This is a genomic window from Micrococcus sp., assembly GCF_034179925.1.
Classification (GTDB): domain Bacteria; phylum Actinomycetota; class Actinomycetes; order Actinomycetales; family Micrococcaceae; genus Micrococcus.
Window position 1 is genome coordinate 1 of record NZ_JAXFPG010000022.1, and the last position, 13034, is coordinate 13034.

General features: G+C 72.8%; 18 protein-coding genes and 1 other RNA gene. 9 read left to right on the forward strand and 10 right to left on the reverse strand.

Features of this window, described 5'->3' with window-relative positions; all coding sequences use genetic code 11:
- Window positions 1-50 precede the first annotated feature (50 nt).
- Window positions 51-656 carry a GDSL-type esterase/lipase family protein gene (locus SPI96_RS04175; protein ID WP_321081113.1) on the forward strand — a complete coding sequence of 202 codons (606 nt, stop codon included), beginning with the start codon at window positions 51-53 and terminating at the stop codon, window positions 654-656.
- Window positions 657-730: 74 nt separating this feature from the next.
- Window positions 731-805: a 50S ribosomal protein bL37 gene (locus SPI96_RS09945; protein WP_414601904.1), complete on the forward strand. Its 75-nt coding sequence runs from the start codon at window positions 731-733 to the stop codon at window positions 803-805.
- A gap of 131 nt (window positions 806-936) precedes the next feature.
- Here SPI96_RS09945 and rsrA read toward each other — a convergent pair whose 3' ends face one another.
- Window positions 937-1212, reverse strand: a complete 276-nt coding sequence (gene rsrA, locus SPI96_RS04180) for a mycothiol system anti-sigma-R factor (RefSeq protein WP_321081114.1) — start codon at window positions 1210-1212, stop codon at window positions 937-939.
- The gene (locus SPI96_RS04185) at window positions 1209-1898 is read right to left on the reverse strand and encodes a sigma-70 family RNA polymerase sigma factor (RefSeq protein WP_321081115.1); all 690 of its coding nucleotides are present in this window, start codon (window positions 1896-1898) and stop codon (window positions 1209-1211) included. The genes rsrA and SPI96_RS04185 overlap by 4 nt, the downstream gene beginning before the upstream one ends.
- Before the next feature lie 224 nt (window positions 1899-2122).
- Between SPI96_RS04185 and aroA the strand changes: the two genes are divergently transcribed.
- Genes aroA through SPI96_RS04210 form a run of 5 tightly spaced genes read left to right on the forward strand, consistent with a single transcriptional unit; the run spans window position 2123 to window position 6437 of the window.
- Window positions 2123-3538 carry a 3-phosphoshikimate 1-carboxyvinyltransferase gene (gene aroA / locus SPI96_RS04190; protein WP_321081116.1) on the forward strand — a complete coding sequence of 472 codons (1416 nt, stop codon included), beginning with the start codon at window positions 2123-2125 and terminating at the stop codon, window positions 3536-3538.
- Window positions 3538-4635, forward strand: a complete 1098-nt coding sequence (gene rsgA, locus SPI96_RS04195; RefSeq protein WP_321081117.1) for a ribosome small subunit-dependent GTPase A — start codon at window positions 3538-3540, stop codon at window positions 4633-4635. The genes aroA and rsgA overlap by 1 nt, the downstream gene beginning before the upstream one ends.
- 22 nt (window positions 4636-4657) lie before the next feature.
- Window positions 4658-5473 carry a histidinol-phosphatase gene (gene hisN / locus SPI96_RS04200; protein WP_321081118.1) on the forward strand — a complete coding sequence of 272 codons (816 nt, stop codon included), beginning with the start codon at window positions 4658-4660 and terminating at the stop codon, window positions 5471-5473.
- A 2-nt stretch (window positions 5474-5475) separates the two neighbouring features.
- The gene (locus tag SPI96_RS04205) at window positions 5476-6042 is read left to right on the forward strand and encodes a CrcB family protein (protein ID WP_321081119.1); all 567 of its coding nucleotides are present in this window, start codon (window positions 5476-5478) and stop codon (window positions 6040-6042) included.
- Window positions 6039-6437, forward strand: a complete 399-nt coding sequence (locus SPI96_RS04210) for a CrcB family protein (RefSeq protein WP_321081120.1) — start codon at window positions 6039-6041, stop codon at window positions 6435-6437. Before SPI96_RS04205 ends, SPI96_RS04210 begins: the two co-directional genes overlap by 4 nt.
- A gap of 80 nt (window positions 6438-6517) precedes the next feature.
- Here SPI96_RS04210 and ssrA read toward each other — a convergent pair.
- The 4 genes from ssrA to prfB all read right to left on the reverse strand — a co-directional run bounded on the left by ssrA (window position 6518) and on the right by prfB (window position 10110).
- Window positions 6518-6889, reverse strand: a transfer-messenger RNA (tmRNA) gene (ssrA, locus tag SPI96_RS04215).
- Between the two features lie 124 nt (window positions 6890-7013).
- On the reverse strand, window positions 7014-7529 hold the full coding sequence (gene smpB / locus SPI96_RS04220) for an SsrA-binding protein SmpB (RefSeq protein ID WP_321081165.1): 516 nt from the start codon (window positions 7527-7529) through the stop codon (window positions 7014-7016).
- A 108-nt stretch (window positions 7530-7637) separates the two neighbouring features.
- Window positions 7638-8843 carry an acetyl-CoA C-acetyltransferase gene (locus tag SPI96_RS04225; RefSeq protein ID WP_321081121.1) on the reverse strand — a complete coding sequence of 402 codons (1206 nt, stop codon included), beginning with the start codon at window positions 8841-8843 and terminating at the stop codon, window positions 7638-7640.
- Window positions 8844-8973: 130 nt separating this feature from the next.
- On the reverse strand, window positions 8974-10110 hold the full coding sequence (gene prfB, locus SPI96_RS04230; RefSeq protein WP_321081122.1) for a peptide chain release factor 2: 1137 nt from the start codon (window positions 10108-10110) through the stop codon (window positions 8974-8976).
- Here prfB and SPI96_RS04235 point away from each other — a divergent pair.
- Complete coding sequence (locus SPI96_RS04235; protein ID WP_321081166.1) at window positions 10086-10643, forward strand: alpha/beta fold hydrolase; 558 nt, start codon at window positions 10086-10088, stop codon at window positions 10641-10643. The two genes, prfB and SPI96_RS04235, sit on opposite strands and share 25 nt — an antisense overlap.
- 183 nt (window positions 10644-10826) lie before the next feature.
- Window positions 10827-11177, forward strand: a complete 351-nt coding sequence (locus SPI96_RS04240) for an Lsr2 family protein (protein WP_321081123.1) — start codon at window positions 10827-10829, stop codon at window positions 11175-11177.
- A gap of 252 nt (window positions 11178-11429) precedes the next feature.
- Here the strand turns inward: SPI96_RS04240 and SPI96_RS04245 are convergent, their stop codons facing one another.
- From SPI96_RS04245 to SPI96_RS04260, 4 genes are all read right to left on the reverse strand, one after another.
- Entirely contained in the window at window positions 11430-11882 is a 453-nt protein-coding gene (locus SPI96_RS04245; protein WP_321081124.1) for a pilus assembly protein TadG-related protein, read from the reverse strand.
- Entirely contained in the window at window positions 11882-12268 is a 387-nt protein-coding gene (locus tag SPI96_RS04250; RefSeq protein ID WP_321081125.1) for a hypothetical protein, read from the reverse strand. Before SPI96_RS04250 ends, SPI96_RS04245 begins: the two co-directional genes overlap by 1 nt.
- A 61-nt stretch (window positions 12269-12329) precedes the next feature.
- Window positions 12330-12755 carry a TadE family protein gene (locus SPI96_RS04255; protein ID WP_321081126.1) on the reverse strand — a complete coding sequence of 142 codons (426 nt, stop codon included), beginning with the start codon at window positions 12753-12755 and terminating at the stop codon, window positions 12330-12332.
- Window positions 12756-12947, reverse strand: a complete 192-nt coding sequence (locus tag SPI96_RS04260; protein WP_321081167.1) for a hypothetical protein — start codon at window positions 12945-12947, stop codon at window positions 12756-12758. It lies immediately after the preceding gene.
- Window positions 12948-13034 lie beyond the last annotated feature (87 nt).

Consider the following 13034-nt stretch of genomic DNA (forward strand, 5'->3'; position numbering starts at 1 on the left):
CCCCCCCCCCCCCCCCCCCCCCCCGGGGAGGTTCCATGAAAGGACTCGACATGACCACTCGCCGGATCCGGATCGCCGCCGTCGGCGACCACATGCTCGCCGGCGCGGGCGACGCACGGGCGATCGGCTGGTGGGGCCGTGTCCTGGCCCGCACCTCGGCCCCGGACGCCATGCTGGAGAACTATGTGCTGGCGGTGCCGCACGAGACCACCGAACAGCTCAACGAGCGCTGGTGGGGTGAGGCCTCGCGCCGGTTCTCCGAGGACACCGAGAACCGGCTGGTGGTGGCCCTCTCCGACGCGGACCTGGACCTGGAGGCGACGTCGTCAGCCCGGTCGCGGCTGAACCTCGCCAACATCCTGGACACCGCCGCGCAGAGGGGCATCCCGGTGCTCGTCGTCGGGCCGACCCCCACGCTGGACGAGGCGCGCAACGAGCGCCTGGCTGAGCTGAACGCCGCGTTCCTGGACGTGGCCGACCGCCGTCAGCAGGTGTACGTGGACGCCTTCACCCCGCTGGTGGGCCATGAGCAGTGGCGCACGGACCTCGCCGCCGGCGACGGCCTGCCCGGGCAGGCCGGGCATGGGCTGATCGCCTGGCTGGTGCTGCACCGCGGCTGGTACCAGTGGCTGGGGCTTCCCGAGCCCACGGCGTGATGACGCCGCCCGGCCCCGGGTGTGACAGAATGACGGACTGACCGCCGACCGCTGTCTCGTCGAAGGGAGAAGCCATGAGCAAGCGTGCACGCAAGCGCCGCGACCGCAAGAAGAAGGCCGCGAACCACGGCAAGCGCCCCAACGCCTGAGTCCATCTCCGGACGGGCCCACCCCGCGGCACCGCCGCCGGGCAGGCGCAGCACGAGGGCCGATCCCCACGGGGATCGGCCCTCGTCGTGTCCGTGGACGCTGCGGCGACGCCGGGGTGCCGCCGTCGAGGTCAGCGGGGGGTGGTGGTGACGGTGACCTGCGTCAGGCGGGTGAGGATCGCGGCGCGCAGCTGGGCGGGAGCCTTCTCCTGGCAGCAGCGGCGCACCGCCGAGCGGATGAACAGCTCGATCTCCCGCTCGTGGATGCAGTCGGGGCAGTCGGCCAGGTGCTGGCGAACCTTCTCCACGTCCTCGGGATCGAGGGCTCCGTCCAGGTAGCGGCAGATCTCCTCCAGGCGCACCTCGGCGGCCCGGCAGCACTCGTTCTGGTCTCGTCCGGCGCTCATCGCCCGGCCTCCTTCGCGCTCGCAGCCTGTGCCGTGCGGCCCTTGGGGCCCATGCCGCGCTCGGCGGCGTAGTCGGTCAGCCGCTCCCTGAGCTGCTTGCGCCCGCGGTGGAGCCGGGACATCACGGTGCCGATCGGGATGTCGAGGATCTCAGCGATCTCCTTGTAGGCGAAGCCCTCGACGTCCGCGAAGTACACGGCCAGCCGGAACTCCTCCGGGATGGCCTGCAGGGCGGCCTTGACCTCGGAGTCCGGGAGGTGGTCGAGCGCCTCCGTCTCGGCCGAGCGCAGCCCGGTGGAGGTGTGCTCGGCGGCGCGGGCCATCTGCCAGTCCTCCACCGTGTCCGTGTCCGCTTCGAGGGGCTGACGCTGACGCTTGCGGTACAGGTTGATGTAGGTGTTTGTCAGGATGCGGTAGAGCCAGGCCTTGAGGTTGGTGCCTGGGCGGTACTGGTGGAAGGAGGAGTACGCCTTGGTGTAGGCCTCCTGCACGAGGTCCTCCGCGTCCTGCGGGTTACGAGTCATGCGCATCGCGGCCGAGTAGAGCTGGTCCACGAACTCCATCGCGTCACGCTCGAATCGGGCGCGGCGCTCCGTCTCGGTCTCCGCGGCGACGTCGATGCTCGCGAGGTCGTGCTCGGGGGCGTCGGCGGGCCGGGCGATCTCCGGGGTCTGCTGAGTGCTCATCGTCGGCCAGTGTACGGCGGCGGGGCGCTCCAGCATCAGGGTTCCCGGCATGGGCTGCCTCCGTCCTCCAGGTGCGGTCTCCCGGTGTGGTCTCCAGATGCGGTGCGCGGCGTCTGCGGCGCTCCGGCAGGCCCGGGGCCTGCACTCGGGTACAGCGCCGCCCGCGGCGGCGGTATTCCCCCGTTCGGCGGTGTGCGGCCGGGCCCGCTCGGTAGGCTGGCGGGGTGACCCAGACGAGCTCCGCCTCCCCCGCCGCCCGCTTCCCGTGGCCGGACCCTTGGCCGGCCCCCGCGGCCTCCGGGCCTGTGACGGGCACGGTGTCCCTTCCGGGGTCGAAGTCCCTGACGAACCGTCTGCTGGTGCTGGCCGCGATCGCTGAGGGGCCCTCCACGCTGCACGGGGTGCTCGACTCCCGGGATGCACGGCTGATGCGTGCGGGGCTGGCGGCGCTCGGGGCGGGCTTCGAGGACCGCCCGGACGGGGCCGTCGTCGTGACCCCCCTGCCAGTGGGCGAACCCCTGCCCGAGCTCGTGCACGTGGACTGCGGCCTGGCCGGCACGGTGATGCGCTTTCTGCCGGCGGTGGCCGCGCTGCGGCCGGGGACGGTGGTGATCGACGGCGACGCCGGCGCCCGTCTGCGCCCGATGGGCCCGCTGGTCTCGGCACTGCGCCAGCTGGGGGTGGAGGTGCAGGAGCAGGGCGAGCCCGGCCGTCTGCCCCTGCGCCTGCACACACCCACTCCCAGACCTGAGAGCGGCGCCGGGACCGGGCCGGCGGAGGTCGCGGTGGATGCGGGGGCCTCCTCCCAGTTCCTCTCGGGGCTGCTGCTGTCCGCCGCGCGCCGCCCGGGCGGGCTGACCGTGCACCACACCGGCGCCCGGGTGCCCAGCCCGGAGCATGTGGCGATGACCGTCCAGACCCTGCGCAAGCACGGGGTGCAGGTGCAGGTGCCGCAGGAGGGCGTGTGGCAGGTGGCCCCGGGCGGGCCGGCGGCCCTGGAATGCCGGGTGGAGCCGGACCTGTCCAACGCGGGCCCGTTCCTGGCCGCAGCCGCAGTGACCGGCGGGACGGTGCAGGTGCCCGGCTGGCCGCTGGAGACCACCCAGATCGGCGACCGCTGGCGCCAGATCCTCCCCCGGTTCGGTGCCGAGGTGGAGCTGCGCCCGGACCCGGCCGACCCTGCCTGCGGTGTGCTGACCGTCCGAGGCGGCACGGATACGGCGGGCCGGCCCCGGGTGCTCGGGGCCGGTGTGCTCGCGGACACCGCCGAGCTGGCCCCCACCGTGGCGGCCCTGGCGATGCTGGCCGAAGGGCCCACCGAGCTGACGGGCATCGGCCACCTGCGCGGGCATGAGACGGACCGACTGGCCGCCCTGACCGCGGAGGCGGCCCGGTTCGGGGTGGCAGTGGAGCAGACCGAGGACGCCCTGGCCTTCCCCGGCACGGACGGTTCGGGCCCTCTGCGGGCGGCCACGGCCCGCACCTACCACGACCACCGGATGGCCACGTTCGCGGCGGTGGTGGGCCTGCGTGTGCCCGGCACGGCGGTGGAGGACGTGGCGACCACCGGAAAGACCATCCCGGACTTCCCGGGCATGTGGACGGCCCTGACGGCCGACGGCACGGACGGAGCGGCGTGATGGCATCGCGTGTGGACCCGCATGCATGGGACGAGTCGGATGTGCGGGTGCGCCCGTCCAAGCGGGGCACCCGCCCACGCACCAAGGAGCGGCCCAAGCACGAGGACGCCGAGACCGGCATGGTCACCACGGTGGACCGCGGCCGCTACACCGTGGTGCTGCCCGGGCGGATCGACACACCTGTGACGGCCATGCGCGCCCGCGAGCTGCGGCGCACCCCCATCGCCACGGGCGACCGGGTGGCGGTGGTGGGCGACCTCAGCGGGGACGAGGGCACGCTGGCCCGGATCGTGCGCGTGGCCGAGCGGGACACGGTGCTGCGCCGCTCCGCGGACGACTCGGACGAGGTGGAGCGCGTGGTGGTGGCCAACGCGGACACGCTCATGGTGATGGTGGCCGCGGCCAACCCGGAGCCCCGCACCGGGTTCATCGACCGCGCCCTCGTGGCCTGCTACGACGCCGGCATCCACCCGGTGCTGCTGATCACCAAGACCGACCTGCGCGACCCTGCGGACCTGGTGGCCCACTACGAGGCCCTGGACCTGGAGGTGATGACCTCCGGGGCCGCCCGCTTCGAGGAGGCCTCCGGGGACACGGACCTCGACGGCGGCCTGGTCGAGCGTGTCGCCGAGCGCCTCGCCGGGCATACGGCCGCGTTCGTGGGGCCCTCCGGCGTCGGCAAGTCCACCCTGTTGAACGCACTCACGGGTGCGGAGCGGGCCACCGGGCACGTGAACGCCGTGACCGGCCGCGGCCGGCACACCTCCTCCTCCGCGCTCGCAATGCCCCTGCCCGGCCCGGATGGCTCCCCCCGCACGGACACGTGGGTGGTGGACACCCCCGGGATCCGCTCCTTCGGGTTGGGCTGGGTGGACCCGGACCGTGTGGTGGAGGCCTTCGGGGATCTCGCCGGGGGCCTGGCCGACTGCCCCCGCGGGTGCACGCACCTGGCCGACGCCCCGGGCTGCGGGCTGGATGCGTGGGTCGCGCAGGGCCGTGCGGGCCCGGCCGGGGCGGCGCGGCTGGCCTCCCTGCGGCGCCTGCTGGCGAACCGGGTGAGCGTGGAGGCCTATGACTCGGCTTCGTCCGAGGACTGAGCGGAGGTATAGCGTGAACCCCATGGACCACTCCTCGACCGCCGCCCGGGACCTCACCGAGGACCTCCGGCTGGCCCACATGCTCGCCGACAACGTGGATGCGCTGACCCTGGCCCGTTTCAAGGCCCAGGACCTGCAGGTCAGCACCAAACCCGACCTCACTCCTGTGACGGACGCCGACCGGGCCGCGGAGGAGTCCATCCGTCAGACGCTCTCGCGGGCACGGGCCCGGGACGCGATCCTCGGCGAGGAGTTCGGCGGCGAGCTCAGCCTGAGCGGGCGCCAGTGGGTGGTGGACCCGATCGACGGCACCAAGAACTTCGTGCGCGGTGTGCCTGTGTGGGCCACCCTGGTGGCGCTGCTCGTGGACGGCGAGCCCGTGGTGGGTGTGGTCTCCGCCCCGGCGCTGCACCGGCGCTGGTGGGCCGCCCGAGGCCAGGGCGCCTACGCCGGCACCTCCCTGAGCCGCGCCCAGCGCATCCACGTCTCCGAGGTGGACCGCCTGGAGGACGCCTCGCTCTCCTTCTCCTCGCTCGAGGGCTGGCGGCAGATCGACCGGGCCGCCCCCTTCCTGCAGCTGACCTCGGACGTGTGGCGGGTGCGGGCCTTCGGGGACTTCTGGTCCTACATGCTCCTGGCCGAGGGCGCCGTGGACATCGCCGCCGAACCCGAGCTGGCCCTGCACGACATGGCCGCCCTCGTGCCGATCGTCACCGAGGCCGGAGGCCGCTTCACCTCCCTGGACGGCGAGGACGGCCCCTTCGGCGGGCACGCCCTGGCCACCAACGGGCTGCTGCACGAGACGGTCCTGGAGCGGCTGCGCACCGACGGGCACTGAGCATGCCCGGATCGCCGGCAACGGTCCGGCCCCTGCCCGAGCCGGAGCACTCGGCCCCGAGCACGCCGCCACGGACGACGCCGGCCCTCGCCGTGCTGCCCGGGGTCGCCCTCGGCGGTGCCGCCGGGGCCGGGGCCAGCACGCTGCTGCTGTGGCTGCTGGCCGGCCACCTCGGCCCGGGCCCGGCGGACATGGCCGGCCTGGCCGGCATGCTCCTGCCTCTCGGGGCGATCAACGCCGTCGGCGCATTCCTCCTCGGGCTCCTGAAGGGCCGGGCCTCACGGCCCGATGCCGGGCTCGACCCACGCCTGGACGCGGCCCTGGGGGCCGGGTTCCTGGGGGCGTTCACCTCGTTCACGGCCATCGCGGCCCTGCCGATGGCGGCGGCCGCCGAGGTCCTGGCAGAGATGGGCGCGCAGCCGAGCGGCGTGTGGATCCTGACCCTGCTCTCCGCGATCGGGCCGCTGTCCCTCTGGGCGGTCCTGCTGCTCCTCGGTGTCGCGGCCGCCGCTGCCGGCCTCCAGGTGGGGCAGGGCCGCCCGGCCACCCCGCCGGAGGGCGAGGCATGAGCGAGGAGCCGGTGCTCGTCGTCGTCGTGGTGTTGGTGTGCGGGGCCGCCGGGGCGAGCCTGCGCTGGGCGCTGACCCGATGGTGGGGGCCACACGGGCTGCTCGCCGCGAACGTCCTCGCCTGCCTGGTGGCGGGGGCGGCCATGGCCGCCGTGACCCCGCCGCAGCCGCTGTGGGACATCCACTCCATGCACGCACCCCGGGTGCCGCTGGCGGCGCTGGTCGCGTTCCCCCTCGGGCTCGGCACGTTCTCCACCCTCGCGGTCGAGTCCCTGCAGGCCGCCGAGCACGGCGGACCCGGCCCGGCCCTGCGGATGTGGCTGCGGCACCTGAGCTGGGGCGCGCTCGCGGCCGGAGCGGGCCTGCTGGCCGTCCGTCTGCTGCTGCACGGCTGAGACCGACGAAGGCCGGAGACGACGAAGGCCGGAGACGACGAAGGCCCCGGGACCAGCGGTCCCGGGGCCTTCGCGGCGATGAGTGGAGCCGGCGGGAATTGAACCCGCGTCCGATGTGGTGTTGCCAGGTCTTCTCCGGGCGCAGTCTGCTGTGGGTGTTACTCGGTCCTGGCCGTCCCGCAGACGGGCGGCCAACCCGGACCCAGCCGGATTGATGTCGGCATCACGACCCCCGGCGAGGGTGATGCCCAGTGGCTATCTAGCTGACGCCAGGATCCGGGGCGACAGCGACCCCGGGCTGACGGACTCGATCACTGATCAGGCAGCGAGAGCGAAGTCAGTGCGCTTGGATTCGGCACTTATTGGTGTGCAGAGAGCGTTTGACGAGATGACTCTGCATCCTCGGCCCGCTTCCCCTGGCGCGACGCACACCGTCGAAACCGATCGGCCCCATGAAGGGCGACTCCTCTATGAGGTTGTCAATCACCGCTGCGGAGGACACCGGCCTGACCGGGCCTCGCGAGATGGACAACGTATCACGGGCCGCAGCCATTCCCCAGCCGCGCAGGCCCCGGCTCAGGCGACGCCGGCGCGGCGATTGCGGATGCGCATGGCCCGCTGGGCCTCGCGGTTGTCCTGCTTCTCCCGCAGCTTGTGGCGCTTGTCGTACTCCCGGTTGCCTCGGGCTACCCCGATCTCCACCTTCACGCGGCCATCCTTGAAGTACAGGGACAGCGGCACGATGGTCAGGCCGGGATCCTGGATCTGCCGGGAGATCTTCGTCAGCTCCGCCCGGTGCAGCAGCAGCTTGCGGCGCCGGCGCGCGGCGTGGTTGGTCCAGGAGCCGTTGAGGTACTCCGGGATGTAGACCTGCTCGAGCCACAGCTCGTCCCGGTAGAACACGGCGAACCCGTCCACGAGGGACGCCTTGCCCTCACGCAGGGACTTCACCTCGGTGCCGGTCAGCACCATGCCCGCCTCGTAGGTGTCGAGGATGGTGTAGTCGTGCCGGGCCTTCTTGTTGTTGGCGATCACCTGGCGCTCGCCGGGGGCCGGCTGCTTCGCGGCCTTGCCCTTGCCGTTCTTGCCCACGGCCATCACTTCCTTCCAGCGTGCACGACGACGGCCGCACCCGCTTTCAGGGTGCGGCCGCCCAGTGTATCCCGCCGGTGCACAACCCGGGCAGGGCCGGGACCCGGCTCACCGGAACAGCAGCAGGGCCTCCCCTTGGCCGCCGCCGCCGCACAGGGCCACGGCCGCCCGCCCGCTGCCTCGCCGCTGCAGCTCGAGGGCGGCGTGCAGGGCGAGCCGGGCGCCCGAGGCGCCGATGGGGTGGCCCAGGGCGATGGCCCCGCCGTGCACGTTGCACATCTGCAGGGGCAGGCCGAGGTCTCGCAGGGACTGCACCACCACCGCCCCGAAGGCCTCGTTGATCTCCACCAGGTCCAGGTCCTCGGGTGCCCACCCCTGCCGGTCCAGGGCGGCGCGCACCGCGTCGGAGGGCTGGGAGTGCAGCTGCGTGCTGGTGGGCCCGGCGGTCTGCCCGGGGGCACCGAGCACCGCGAGGATCTCCAGGCCGCGCTCGTCGGCGTAGGCGCGGGAGGCCACCACGAGGGCGGCGGCGCCGTCGGAGAGCGGGGAGGCGTTGCCCGCGGTGATGGTGCCGCCGTCGACGAATGCGGGGCGCAGCCCGGCGAGGGTCTGCACGGTGGCCTCCGGGCGGACGCCCTCGTCCTCGTCGACCGTGAGCGGTTCCCCCCGGCGCTGCGGAACCTCCACGGGGACGATCTCGGCGTCGAAGATCCCCTCGGCACGGGCGCGGGCGGCACGCTGGTGCGAGGCGGCGGCCACCTCGTCCTGGTCCCGGCGGGTGATGCCCCGCTCCGCGTTGCCGGACTCGGTGAGCTCCCCCATGCTCTCGTGGCTCAGAGCGTCGGTGAGCCCGTCCCGGGCGAGGGCGTCCTGCAGAGCGGCCGGCCCGTAGGTGAAGCCGCGGCGGGCGCCGGGCAGCAGGTGAGGGGCGCCGGTCATGGATTCCTGGCCGCCGGCGACCACCACCTCCGCCTCCCCCAGTCGGATCATCCGCCCGGCGTCGATCACGGCGGTGAGCCCGGACAGGCAGACCTTGTTGACGGTCACGGCCGGCACGGACCACGGCACCCCGGCGGCGAGGGCGGCCTGGCGGGCCGGGTTCTGCCCGGCGCCGGCCTGGACCACCTGGCCCATCACCACCATGTCGACATCCTCGGCCGGCACCCCGGCGCAGTCGAGGGCGTGGCGGATCGCATGGGTGCCGAGCTGGGCGGCGCTGAGCCCGGCCTGCGTGGAGAGCAGGCGCGTGAAGGGAGTGCGGGCGCCGCCGACGATCACGGCGTCGCGGGGCGAGGGCGCGGGGGTGGGATGCATCGGGGCCTCCTGATGGCGACCCCGGTGGGGCGCGCTGGGCCGGCGCCTGCGGTCCACCGAGGGTCCACCACCCCGCAGTCTATGACCTGCGTCACATCCTCACCAGAGTGCCTGCCGCGCGGGCCCGAACTCAGCCCTGCTGCTCGGCCTCGTCCCGCGCGGCCTGGGCCTGCTCGGCGCGCCAGCGGATGCCAGCGTCCACGAAGGCATCGATGTGCCCGTCGAACACGGAGGCAGGATTGCCCTCTTCGTGGCCCGTGCGCAGGTCCTTGACCATCTGGTACGGGTTCAGCACGTAGGAACGCATCTGGTCGCCCCACGAAGCCTTGATGTCCCCGGCCATCTCCTTCTTCTTCGCGTCCTCCTCGGCCTTGCGGACCAGGAGGAGGCGGGACTGCAGCACGCGCAGCGCGGCGGCGCGGTTCTGGATCTGGGACTTCTCGTTCTGCATGGACACCACGATGCCCGTGGGGATGTGCGTCATGCGCACGGCGGAGTCTGTGGTGTTCACGGACTGGCCGCCGGGGCCCGAGGAGCGGAACACGTCCACCTTGATCTCGGACTCGGGGATCTCGATGGAGTCGTCCGACTCGATGAGCGGGACCACCTCCACCGCAGCGAAGGAGGTCTGACGTCGGCCCTGGTTGTCGAACGGGCTGATGCGCACCAGGCGGTGGGTGCCGGCCTCCACGGAGAGGGTGCCGTAGGCGAAGGGCGCGTTGACCTCGAATGTCACGGACTTCAGGCCGGCCTCCTCCGCGTAGGAGGTGTCCATGACCTTCGTGGACCAGCCCTTCTGCTCGGCCCAGCGCAGGTACCTGCGCATGAGGGTCTCGGCGAAGTCGGCCGCGTCCACACCGCCGGCGCCGGCGCGGATGGTGATGACGGCGTCGCGCTGGTCGTACTCCCCGTTCAGGAGGGTGACGACCTCGAGCTCCTCGAGGGCCTTGCGGATGGAGGTCAGCTCCTCGTCCGCGTCCTCCAGCAGGGAGGGCTCATCCTCCTCAGCGGCGAGCTCGACCATGGTCTCCAGGTCGTCGATCCGGTCCGAGAGCGCGATGAGGCGCTTGAGGTCGGACTGGCGGTGGGAGAGCTTGGAGGTGACCTTCTGGGCCTCCTCCGGGTCGTCCCAGAGGTCCGGGGCGGAGGCCTGCTGCTCGAGCTCGGCGATCTCGGTGCGGATGCGCTCGACGTCGGAGACCTGCTCGATGGAGGCGAGGGTGTGGCGCAGAGCGCCGATCTCTGCGGAGAAGTCAGTGTCAGCCATGGTGCGCCCAGCCTACCGCGCAGGGTGGCGGCCGGCACCGGGCCCCGGACCTGCCCGGTTTCGGGCAGACCCCCGTCCTGGAGGGCGACGGCGGCCTGGGCGCCTTCGCGGACTGGCTGGACGACGTCGTCGGCGAGGTGGTGGGCGAGGAGCCCTTCGCGGTGCTCGGCAACTCGATCGCCGGGGTGCTGGTGCGCGAGCTGGTGGTGCGCCGGCCGGACCAGGTGTCCGGGCTGGCGCTGCTGGCCCCCGTGGTGGACCCGGACGCGCTGCGCCGCCTGCAGGACGACTACGCCCTGCCGGGGCCCCTGCCCGAGGAGCGGTCCGGAACCTATGAGGGGCCCACGCTGATCGTCACCGGCCGCCAGGACAACAAGGTGGGGTATCGGGACCAGCTGGCCCTGGCCGAGCACTTCCCCCGCCTGACCCTGGCGATGCTGGACCGCGCCGGTCACAACGTGCACCTGGACCAGGAGGGCGCCGTCCGGGGGATGGTGCAGAACTGGGCGCAGGACGCGGCGCGCGGGCGCTGAGCGAGGGCGTGCTGGGCGGGCGTGCTGGGCGATGCCCTGCTGGCGGCCGGGGAAGGCGGGGCCGGAGAATGCAGGCGCAGGATTTCGCAGGCGATTCCCAGGGATTGGCGTGTTCTCGACTTGACGTGATTGTTCTGGAAAACTATCTTTTCCAGAGAACATCCACGGACGTGAGGAAAAACCATGGCAATCATCGAGACCCGCGCTGACGACTTCGACGGCTCCACCCCCGCAGAGACCATGACGTTCTCGGTGGCCGGCAAGGAGTACGCCATCGATCTCAACGAGGAGCACCGCAAGGAGCTGGAGGACGTTCTGGCCGAGATGGAGGAGAAGCTCCGCCGCTTCACCGCCGCGGCCCGCCCGCTGGGCCGCGCCACCCGCAAGACCCGCACCGCCTCGTCCTCGAACGCCTCGGGCGAGACCGCGAAGGTCCGCGCCTGGGCCCAGGAGAACGGCTATGAGGTGAAGGATCGGGGCCGCATCTCCGCCGAGATCATGGAGGCCTACCGGAACCGCTCCCGGAAGGGTTGATCCTTCCTCTTTCAGAGGTGGGTCCGGGGAGACCCCCACCATCTCTGACCCGGCTTCTGACCACCGGGAACGCAAAAGGCCCCCGCTGTGACGGCGGGGGCTTTTTCCGTGTGCACCTTCCGTGTGCACCGCGTGCCGTGCGCTGTTCGGCAGGGGGCGGGTTTCCCCCGGGCCCCACTGGAGGGCCCCTCTGCATGGGAAGAATCGATCCAGTGAATTCAGGTGAGGAGACACCCCGGCGGGCGACCGGTGTCAGCGGGTGAGGGCGGTGCGGGAGCTGCCCTCAGCGCTGACGGGCACGGAGACGGGGATGACTCCGGCGAGCCAGCCGCCGGTGGGCACCAGGGGGACGCGCGCCTCGATGCGGACGTCCACGGTGGTGCCGTCGGCGGCCACGGCGGTGCGCACGTCCCCCAGGCCGGGGACGGCGGACCGGGCGCCGACGGCGGCCAGGTGCTCGGTGACGGAGTCCTGCACGGCGTGCGGGTCGAGCACCACGCCGGGGCCGGCGTCGAGCTGGAAGCCGAGCTCCTCCGCACCGGCCAGGGCCGCGCCGTCGGCGAGGGACTGCACCTTGCGGGCCTGGATCTGGACGGTGGTGACGGCGAACAGGACGAGCACCAGGGCGATCAGCACGGCGCTGAGCCCCACGGTGAGCACGGTGGTCTGCCCCTCCTCGGCGGCGGGTCTGCGCTGGCGGGTCATCAGAACCTCGGCACCCGTGCACGGGCCTCGGACCCGACCGTCACCGGTGCGGAGTCCGCCCAGGCGTGCGGGGTGAGCGGCAGCGGCACCCGGACGTCCACGCGGGCCTCGACCACTTCGCCGGGCTGCATCTGCGTGCAGTCCTGGGCGGAGCACACGAGGGACACCTCATAGCGGTCCGCCGTGATGCCGTAGTCCTCCAGAGTCAGGCGCACCGTGTTGTGAGCCTGGGCGCCGGCGCTGCCGTCCGTGCCGCCCACCACCACCTTGGCTGCCTGGTCCGCGGCGGCGACGGCGGCGAAGGCCGCAGCCTGCACCTGGGAGGCGAACACCATCAGGTAGATCAAGGGGATGAGCAGGACGAGAGCGAGGCCGAGGAACTCCACGGTCGCTGAGCCTTCCTCCCCGCCGCTGCGGGAGCAGGCCGGGGGTGGGAACGGGATAGGGTCACTGGCGATAGGCATGGCCGCTCACAGTCAGGGGCACGGGGCCGGGAAGGAAGCCGGCGGCGGGCAGTGAGCCAGAGACGGTGACCTGCACGAGCGGGACGCCGTCCCGTTCGACGGCTCCGGCCGTGATGGTCACGGACGGGGACCCCGGCAGGGAGGAGTCCAACACCTCCTGCGCCCTCTGGGCCCCCTGCTCGGGGGTGCGGTCCGCCAGGGCTCCGTAGCGGGCGCCGGCGGAGGCGGCATCGATCATCACGTTGCGGGTGTGGATGACGATCCCGGCCTGCAGGAGGGCGGCGAAGAGCATCACCACGAGGGCGGTGACCATGGTCGACTCGGCGACCGCCGCACCGCGGTCGTCCGTCCAGGACGACCGCGGGCGGTGCGACGGCCTCCTGCGTGGGGCCCTGGTGCGGGCTCCCACTCAGGACCCCTGGGAGACCTGCGAGATGGCCTGGTTGAACAGGTCCCGCAGGGCGGGCGCGGCGAGGGCGAGCAGCCCGGCCACGAGGACGGCGGACATCAGGGTGATCATCACCCAGCCGGGTACGTCGCCGCGCTCATCCCGGGGGTCGTCGGCGTTCAGGTGGCTCAGGGCGGCGAACAGGGCGGACATGGCGGTGGTGATGGACTGCATCGGAGTACCCCTTCTCGGGTCGGTGCCCCGGACGGGGCGGTGGCGGCGGACGCACCGGAGCGCGTC

What these genes read in the sequence shown, in the direction of transcription:
- prfB (WP_321081122.1), bottom strand. Translation starts at nt 10,110, where the DNA reads ATGGCTGACACTGACTTCTCCGCAGAGATCGGCGCTCTGCGCCACACC.
- SPI96_RS04175 (WP_321081113.1), top strand. Translation starts at nt 51, where the DNA reads ATGACCACTCGCCGGATCCGGATCGCCGCCGTCGGCGACCACATGCTC.
- SPI96_RS04245 (WP_321081124.1), bottom strand. Translation starts at nt 11,882, where the DNA reads ATGACCCGCCAGCGCAGACCCGCCGCCGAGGAGGGGCAGACCACCGTG.
- rsrA (WP_321081114.1), bottom strand. Translation starts at nt 1,212, where the DNA reads ATGAGCGCCGGACGAGACCAGAACGAGTGCTGCCGGGCCGCCGAGGTG.
- rsgA (WP_321081117.1), top strand. Translation starts at nt 3,538, where the DNA reads ATGGCATCGCGTGTGGACCCGCATGCATGGGACGAGTCGGATGTGCGG.
- SPI96_RS04240 (WP_321081123.1), top strand. Translation starts at nt 10,827, where the DNA reads ATGGCAATCATCGAGACCCGCGCTGACGACTTCGACGGCTCCACCCCC.
- SPI96_RS04260 (WP_321081167.1), bottom strand. Translation starts at nt 12,947, where the DNA reads ATGTCCGCCCTGTTCGCCGCCCTGAGCCACCTGAACGCCGACGACCCC.
- SPI96_RS04185 (WP_321081115.1), bottom strand. Translation starts at nt 1,898, where the DNA reads ATGAGCACTCAGCAGACCCCGGAGATCGCCCGGCCCGCCGACGCCCCC.
- SPI96_RS04225 (WP_321081121.1), bottom strand. Translation starts at nt 8,843, where the DNA reads ATGCATCCCACCCCCGCGCCCTCGCCCCGCGACGCCGTGATCGTCGGC.
- SPI96_RS04210 (WP_321081120.1), top strand. Translation starts at nt 6,039, where the DNA reads ATGAGCGAGGAGCCGGTGCTCGTCGTCGTCGTGGTGTTGGTGTGCGGG.
- SPI96_RS04205 (WP_321081119.1), top strand. Translation starts at nt 5,476, where the DNA reads ATGCCCGGATCGCCGGCAACGGTCCGGCCCCTGCCCGAGCCGGAGCAC.
- hisN (WP_321081118.1), top strand. Translation starts at nt 4,658, where the DNA reads ATGGACCACTCCTCGACCGCCGCCCGGGACCTCACCGAGGACCTCCGG.